This is a genomic window from Phenylobacterium sp., from assembly GCF_044358365.1.
GTDB lineage: Bacteria > Pseudomonadota > Alphaproteobacteria > Caulobacterales > Caulobacteraceae > Phenylobacterium.
The window spans coordinates 1-6,974 of record NZ_JBIKNZ010000108.1; the positions used below are offsets into that span (position 1 = coordinate 1).

A 6,974-nucleotide genomic window follows, 5' to 3' on the forward strand; every position below is an offset into this window, starting at 1 on the left:
TGCTTCTCAAAGCTCAAGCAGTACCGACGTGTCGCTACACGCTTCGAGAAGACCGCCAGGAACTACCTCGCCGTCGTCACCATCGCCGCCATCGCTCTATGGCTACGATAAGTGTCCACTGAACCTACGGCACATTCGCTTCCAGTTCGTCCAGCCACACCTTCGCGACCCCGTCGCTCGGCGCGCGCCAATCCCCCCGCGGAGACAGGGCGCCGCCGGAGATCACCTTGGGCCCGTTGGGCATGGCCGAGCGCTTGAACTGGCTGATCTCGAAGAACCGGAACAGGAAGACCCCCAGCCACTTCTTGATGGTCGCCAGATCGTAGGCGTTGCGGGTGTCGTCCGGGAAGTTCTCGGGCCACTGGCCCTTCGCCACATCATGCCAGGCGTGCCAGGCCAGAAACGCCACCTTGGAGGGGCGCAGGCCGAAGCGGGTGATATGGAACAGGTTGAAGTCCTGGAGTTCGTAAGGCCCCACCTTGGCCTGGGTGCTCTGGATCGCGCCGGTGGCGTCAGCCGGCACCAGTTCCGGCGAGATCTCTGTGCCCAGGATCGACAGCAGGGTTGCATTCGGGCCCTCGTCGAAGGTCCCGGTCTTCACCACCCAGCGGATCAGGTGCTGGATCAGGGTCTTCGCCACGCCGCCGTTGACGTTGTAGTGGCTCATCTGATCGCCCACGCCGTAGGTGCACCAGCCCAGGGCCAGTTCCGACAGGTCGCCGGTGCCCAGCACAAAGCCGTTCCGCTGATTGGCCAGCCGGAACAGATAGTCGGTGCGCAGCCCCGCCTGCACGTTCTCGAAAGTGATGTCGTAGACCGGCTCGCCGTCAGCGAACGGGTGGCCGATCTCCTGCAGCATCAGCCGCGCGGTCGGCCGGATGTCGATCTCCTGCCCGGTGACGCCCAGGCCGCGCATCAGCGCCCACGCATTGGCCTTGGTCCCCTCGCTGGTGGCGAAGCCCGGCAGGGTGAAGGCCAGGATGTTTTCGCGCGGTAGACCCACGGCGTCGAAGGCCTTGGCGGCCACGATCAGGGCGTGGGTGGAATCCAGGCCGCCGGAGACGCCGATCACCAGATGCTTCGACCTGGTCGCCTGGATCCGCTTGGTCAGGCCCTGGACCTGGATGTTGAAGGCCTCGTAGCAGTCCTTGTCCAGCCGGGCCGGATCGTCCGGCACGAAGGGGAACCGGTCGAGCGGGCGGATCAGGCCGATGTCCTCGAATGTCGGCTGGTGGGCGAAGCCGATGCGTCGGAACGTACGTTCAGGATGCCCGGCGGCCGCAGCCGCGTCATTGAAGGTCGGCGTGCGCATCCGTTCCAGCCTCAGGCGTTCCACATCGATATCGGCCATCGCGACCTGCGACGTGGTCGGAAACCGCTCGGTCAGCGCAATCCGGCGGCCCAGTTCGTGGATCGAGGCCTGACCATCCCAAGCCAGGTCTGTGGTGCTCTCGCCCGGCCCTGCCGCTGAATAGAGATAGGCCGCCATGCAGCGGGTGGACTGTGAGGCGCAGAGCAATTCCCTGTCGTCGGCCTTGCCCACCACGATGTTGGAAGCCGAGAGATTGCAGAGGATCAGGGCGCCGGCCATCGCGCCGGCGGTCGAGGGTGGCTGAGGCGCCCAGAAGTCCTCGCAGATTTCCAGATGGAACACGAAATCGGCCAGATCATCTGCGGCGAAGACCAGATCAGTCCCGAACGGCACGCGCTGACCCGCCAGGGTCATCTCAAGACCGGTGACGCCTGCGCCCGGCGCGAACCAGCGTTTCTCGTAGTATTCCCGATAGTTGGGCAGGAAACTTTTCGGAACCACACCCAGGATGCGGCCCCGCGAAATGGCGACTGCGCAATTGTAGAGCCGGCTATTGTGGGCCAGCGGCGCGCCCACGATCAGCACGGGTTTCAGGGCGGCGCTGGCGGCCACAAGCGCCCCGATCTCGGCTTCCACCCGCCGCAACATCGCATCCTGCAGAAACAGGTCGTCGATGGCGTAGGCGGAGATCCCCAGTTCGGGGAACAACATCAGGTCGCACCCGGCCGCATCCCCCTCCCGCACCAGTCGCAGGGTCTCGGCCGTGTTGAAACCGGGGTCGCCCGGGATCACCGCGGGCGTGCAGACCGCAGCCCGCACAAAGCCTTGCGTATGGATCGAATGAAAGGCCTGGGTCACCGTCAGCTCCGGTCCGGAGTAATGCTCAATTTGAGCATATATAGTCTGAACGTTTCGTTAGGGCAAAACTACGCGAAATCTGAGGGTTGTGCGACCGGCCCCGGACGGTCAGTCGTCGCGATGGACGCGCTCTCGGCGCTCATGGCGCTCCTGGGCCTCGAGGCTCAGCGTTGCGATCGGGCGCGCTTCCAGCCGGGCCAGGCCGATCGGTTCGCCCGTTTCTTCGCAGTACCCGTAGGAGCCGTCGTCGATGCGGCGGATGGCCTCGTCGATCTTGGAGATCAACTTGCGCTGCCGGTCACGGGTGCGGAGTTCCAGCGCCCGATCCGTTTCAGAGGATGCACGATCAGCGATGTCGGGGTGGTTTTCGGTTTCTTTCTGAAGGTGGGAAAGGGTCTCACGCGACTCGCGCAGAATGTCTTCCCGCCACAGGTTGAGCTTCTGCTTGAAGTACCCCAGCTGCTGCTCGTTCATGAACGGCTCTTCGTCAGTGGGACGGTAGCCGGGAAACTCAGCCTTTAGGGTGGCCGTTGTCATGGAAAACCTCACGCCCTTGGGAATCCTGCGACACGCGGCGGCTGTATAGCAAAAGAAACGCGGGATACAACGCCGCCTGAGCAGTATGGCGGTTCAGGCGTTGGACCTCGACATTTCCAGCTTCGCCAGTTCGACCGCAGCACGGGTTTCGATTTCATCCAGCAGCGTCTCGAGTTTCGGATCCTCCGTCCCGCTCCGCTGCTCACGGATCGCTCGGCCAAGACGCTCCAGTTGCGCGGTTCCAAGCTCGCCGCCCAGCAGGGCGATCTTGATCTCGTCGAGTTCGTCCAGCAGGCGACCGGCGCGACGGACAGACCGCCGCCGGCGCTCGGTGCTTGTCTCGATATCCTGCATCGCCAGCAAGGCTTCGACGCCCAGCACGCCGCCAACCCCCGACGCCGATGAGACCTGGGCAGGCGCCTGCGCCCCTGCAGGACCCGCAACACGGAACCCTTCCCCGCCGCCAGCGGGGCGCGCGGACTTGGCGCCTGACGTCTGTGTAACGCCGCTTGTGCCGGTGACCTTCATAGACTCAACGCCTGACCCTGTTGGCTCAGCTTCAATCATGCATCGGCCAAACTTGCAGCATGGTTAATCTGCGGCAGTTTCTGCCTAGGGCTGCCTGACCGCAAAACCACCTCAAGCCTTGTTTTCATTAGTTTTTTCAACTGGCACGGTTCTCGCGTAGCGCAAGACTGAACATACGCGCTCAAGGGATCCCATGCGTCTGACCCGCCTTCTCGGCAGTCTCTGCATCGCCGCAAGCCTTCTGGCGGGCCCGGCGATCGCCAAATCGCGTATCAAGGACATCGTCGAATTCGAGGGCGTCCGCGAGAACCAGCTGGTCGGCTACGGCATCGTTGTCGGCCTGAACGGCACCGGCGACGCCCTGCGCAACGCCCCCTTCACCAAGCAGAGCCTCGAGGCCATGCTCGAGCGGCTGGGCGTCAATGTCCGCGACGCCAACCTCAACACCAAGAACGTGGCCGCCGTGATGGTCACTGCAAAACTTCCGCCGTTCGCCGCGCCCGGCTCGCAGATAGACGCCTCGGTCTCCGCACTGGGCGACGCCAAGAGCCTGCTCGGCGGCACGCTGCTGGTCACGCCCCTGCTGGGCGCCGATGGCCAGGCCTATGCGGTGGCCCAGGGTACGGTCCAGACGGGCTCGGTCAGCGCCGGCGGCGCTTCGGGCTCGGTGGTGCTCAAGGGGGTTCCCACAGCGGGGCGCATCGCCGGCGGCGCCAGTGTCGAGCGCGAAGTGGGCTTCCAGCTGGCCGCCATGGACCAGATGCGTCTGACCCTGCGCAATCCGGACTTCACCACCGCGCGCCGCATCGCCGACGTGATCAACGCGAGCTACCCGGGCACGGCCGCCGCCGAAAATCCGACGATCGTGGCGATCCGCCCCCCGGCCGGCCAGAACATGGTGGCCTTCCTGGCGCAGGTGGAAAACCTCTCTGTCGAACCCGACTCGGCCGCCAAGGTGGTGATCGACGAGGTCGCCGGCGTGATCGTGATGGGCGACGCGGTGCGCGTCTCCACGGTCGCCATCCAGCAGGGCAACCTGACCATCACGGTGCGCGAGCAGCCCGCCGTCAGTCAGCCTGGCCCGTTCGCCAGAGCCGGGCAGACCGCGGTGGTGCCGCAGACCGATCTCTCCGTCGAGGAGGAGAAGGGCAAGCAGTTCCTGACCGTCGGGTCCGGAGCCTCGCTCTCAACCCTGATCGCCGGTCTGAACGCCCTGGGCGTCACGCCCCGGGACATGATCTCCATCCTGCAAACCATCAAGGCGGCAGGCGCGCTCCAGGCCGAAATCGAGGTGATGTGATGATAGGAGCCCTCTCCGCGGCGACGATGTCGCCCAACCTGCTGACCCAGACGCCGCAGACCACAACTGCCGACCTGGTGCGCGGCAAGGCCAGGGACGCCGCCCAGAAGTTCGAGAGCCAGTTTCTCGCCCAGATGCTGGGCCAGATGTTCCAGGGGATCGACACCGATGGCCCGTTCGGCGGCGGCCACGGCGAGGAAATGTTCCGCTCCCTCCTTACCGACTCCATGGCCAAGGAAATGACCAAGGCCGGCGGGATCGGCCTCGCCGACACCGTTCAGCGCGAGATCCTCAAACTTCAGGGGCTGACCTGATGGCTCTGGCCGCAAATGACGCCGCAGACCGCGTCGAACAACTGACCATCCTGACGGAGCGGCTGACGGAGTTGACCGCCCAGCAGGCCCTGGCGTTCGAACAGAGGCGCCCGAAGGACGCCGCCGCACTCCTCGACGAGATCTCGCGGCTGGCCAACCTCTACCGCCACGAGTCCACCCGCGTCCGGGCGGACATCAGCCTTGTGGAGGATGCGCCGGCGCCGGCGCGCGCCAAGCTGGTCCGGGCAACCGAAGCCTTCGACGCCGTACTCGCCCGCCAGGGTCGCGCCCTGGAAGCTGCCAGGACCGTCACCGAAGGGCTGGTCAAGTGCATCGCCGAGGAAGTCGCCGCCCAGCGCAGCCAGACCTCGGTCTACGGCGCCGGCGGCCTCCAGACGGACGGCTCGTCAGCCACCGCAATCACGCTGAACAAACGCGCCTGATCCCTGCGCGGCCGGAGTTCGGCCTGGCGAGCGAGCTCACCGGCCGATTCAAACACTTGTTTGCCCGCTTCGATCTGCCTATCCTGCCCTCGCCGTCGGACCTACCGGCGGCCTACGTTCTCAGGGCGGGGTGAAACTCCCCACCGGCGGTAATGCCCACTTCGGTGGGACGAGCCCGCGGGCGCTTTCCGGTTTCGGCCGGCAAGGACGAGCAGACCCGGTGTGATCCCGGGGCCGACGGTTAGAGTCCGGTTATGAGAACGGTCGAACCCTGTACGGGGCGGGTAACCGTCTGCGCGGGGTGCGGCCTGCCCCTGGTGCGTGGTCCTTTGAACCCGGTCAGGGAGAAGACCATGACCCAAACTGCTGTTCTGCAAGAATATCCCACCGCCACAGGCGCCTTCCGCGCCACGCGGATCGCCTTCGTGCATTCCCTCTGGCACGAGGACATCGTCCGCGAGGCCTACGCCGGCTTCGCCGAGGAGATGGCCGCCCTGGGCTTTCCGCCCGAGGCCGTAGAGCGCTTTGAAACGCCGGGCGCCTTCGAGATCCCGCTGCACGCCCAGACGCTGGCCCGAACCGGGCGCTACGCCGCCATCGTGGCCGCAGGGTTCGTCGTGGACGGCGGCATCTATCGCCACGAGTTTGTGGCCGAGACCGTCATCCGCGCCCTGATGCAGGTGCAACTCTCGACCGAGACGCCGGTGTTCTCGGTGGTGCTTACGCCGCATCACTTCCATGAGCATGACGTCCACCAGGGCTTCTTCCACAGTCATTTCCGGTTGAAGGGCGCCGAGGCCGCGCGCGCCTGCAAGGGCACGCTGGAAAGCCTGGCGAAGCTGGCGGGGACGGCGTGATGGAGACGGTTCTGGACATTCCCCAGGGCTTCGAACCCCACGACCGCAAGAGCCCGCTGACCGAGCCTTGGGAGCCGATCTATCGCCGGCTCGCGGAAGACCGGGTCTTGCTGGCTCTGCGCGCCGGTCCGACCCACACCAACAGCCGCGGTTTCGTCCACGGTGGCCTGATCAGCGCCCTCGCCGACAACGCCATGGGCCTGTCATGCTCGCGGATCCTCGGCGGCGACACCCGGCTGCTGACCGCGAGCCTGACCGTGGACTTCCTCGGTGTCGCCAACATCGGTCAGTGGCTGGAGTTCGATACCGTCTTTGTGAAGCCGGGCAGTCGGCTATGCTTCACCCAGGCCTTCGTCACCGCCGACGGCCAGCCCTGCGCGCGGGCCAATGCGGTGTTCAGTACGGTTCGAAAGGCGGCGGCATGACCCACTACATCGTTGGCAACATCACGATCCATGATCTTGATCGCTACCGTCTGTACGAGGCCGGGTTCATGCCGATCCTGCAGGCGCATGGGGGCAAGATCGCTGTGGTCTCCGATGCCCCGACGCCCCTCGAGGGCTCTTGGGGCGTCGGTCGGCTGGTGGTCCTGGCGTTCGAAAGCGCCGAGGCCGCAAAAGGCTGGATGACATCGCCGGAGTATCAGGAGATCGCCAAGCACCGGCTGGCCGCCTCTGACGCCACCATCGTTATGGCTCAAGGGTTCGGCTAGGCTCAGGACCCATTGAAATGATTCCCAAGGCGGGGTTGGTCTGATTCACTGGCGGCGCATGGAGGCGTCGTCATGAGTGATTTGATCTGGTTGTCGCAGGCGCAGATGCGCCG

9 protein-coding genes, 1 pseudogene and 1 riboswitch are annotated in these 6,974 nt (G+C 65.5%); of the genes and pseudogenes, 7 read left to right on the forward strand and 3 right to left on the reverse strand.

The genetic code is table 11. The features are described 5' to 3' along the window. Positions 1-111, forward strand: a pseudogene (locus tag ACIQ3B_RS17600) (IS5/IS1182 family transposase); the annotation flags it as partial. A 13-nt stretch (positions 112-124) separates the two neighbouring features. Here the strand turns inward: ACIQ3B_RS17600 and ACIQ3B_RS17605 are convergent. The 3 genes from ACIQ3B_RS17605 to ACIQ3B_RS17615 all read right to left on the reverse strand — a co-directional run bounded on the left by ACIQ3B_RS17605 (position 125) and on the right by ACIQ3B_RS17615 (position 3,235). After that, on the reverse strand, positions 125-2,170 hold the full coding sequence (locus tag ACIQ3B_RS17605; protein ID WP_397404889.1) for an NAD(+) synthase: 2,046 nt from the start codon (positions 2,168-2,170) through the stop codon (positions 125-127). A gap of 108 nt (positions 2,171-2,278) precedes the next feature. Beyond that, positions 2,279-2,707: an RNA polymerase-binding protein DksA gene (gene dksA, locus ACIQ3B_RS17610; protein WP_397404891.1), complete on the reverse strand. Its 429-nt coding sequence runs from the start codon at positions 2,705-2,707 to the stop codon at positions 2,279-2,281. Between the two features lie 93 nt (positions 2,708-2,800). Then, positions 2,801-3,235 (reverse strand): flagellar assembly protein FliX, encoded by a 435-nt coding sequence (locus ACIQ3B_RS17615; RefSeq protein WP_397404893.1) that lies wholly within the window; start codon positions 3,233-3,235, stop codon positions 2,801-2,803. 193 nt (positions 3,236-3,428) lie between these two features. Between ACIQ3B_RS17615 and ACIQ3B_RS17620 the strand changes: the two genes are divergently transcribed. From ACIQ3B_RS17620 to ACIQ3B_RS17645, 6 genes are all read left to right on the forward strand, one after another. Further along, a complete protein-coding gene (locus ACIQ3B_RS17620; RefSeq protein ID WP_397404895.1) occupies positions 3,429-4,535 on the forward strand; it encodes a flagellar basal body P-ring protein FlgI in 1,107 nt (368 codons plus the stop codon). Beyond that, positions 4,535-4,849, forward strand: a complete 315-nt coding sequence (locus ACIQ3B_RS17625; RefSeq protein ID WP_397404897.1) for a rod-binding protein — start codon at positions 4,535-4,537, stop codon at positions 4,847-4,849. Before ACIQ3B_RS17620 ends, ACIQ3B_RS17625 begins: the two co-directional genes overlap by 1 nt. After that, entirely contained in the window at positions 4,849-5,292 is a 444-nt protein-coding gene (locus ACIQ3B_RS17630) for a flagellar basal body protein (protein WP_397404899.1), read from the forward strand. Before ACIQ3B_RS17625 ends, ACIQ3B_RS17630 begins: the two co-directional genes overlap by 1 nt. A 112-nt stretch (positions 5,293-5,404) precedes the next feature. Beyond that, a riboswitch (FMN riboswitch) is annotated at positions 5,405-5,558 on the forward strand. A gap of 87 nt (positions 5,559-5,645) precedes the next feature. Beyond that, complete coding sequence (locus tag ACIQ3B_RS17635) at positions 5,646-6,149, forward strand: 6,7-dimethyl-8-ribityllumazine synthase (RefSeq protein WP_397404901.1); 504 nt, start codon at positions 5,646-5,648, stop codon at positions 6,147-6,149. Next, positions 6,149-6,574: a PaaI family thioesterase gene (locus ACIQ3B_RS17640; protein WP_397404903.1), complete on the forward strand. Its 426-nt coding sequence runs from the start codon at positions 6,149-6,151 to the stop codon at positions 6,572-6,574. The genes ACIQ3B_RS17635 and ACIQ3B_RS17640 overlap by 1 nt, the downstream gene beginning before the upstream one ends. After that, a complete protein-coding gene (locus ACIQ3B_RS17645; protein WP_397404905.1) occupies positions 6,571-6,861 on the forward strand; it encodes a DUF1330 domain-containing protein in 291 nt (96 codons plus the stop codon). The genes ACIQ3B_RS17640 and ACIQ3B_RS17645 overlap by 4 nt, the downstream gene beginning before the upstream one ends. Positions 6,862-6,974: the final 113 nt, after the last annotated feature.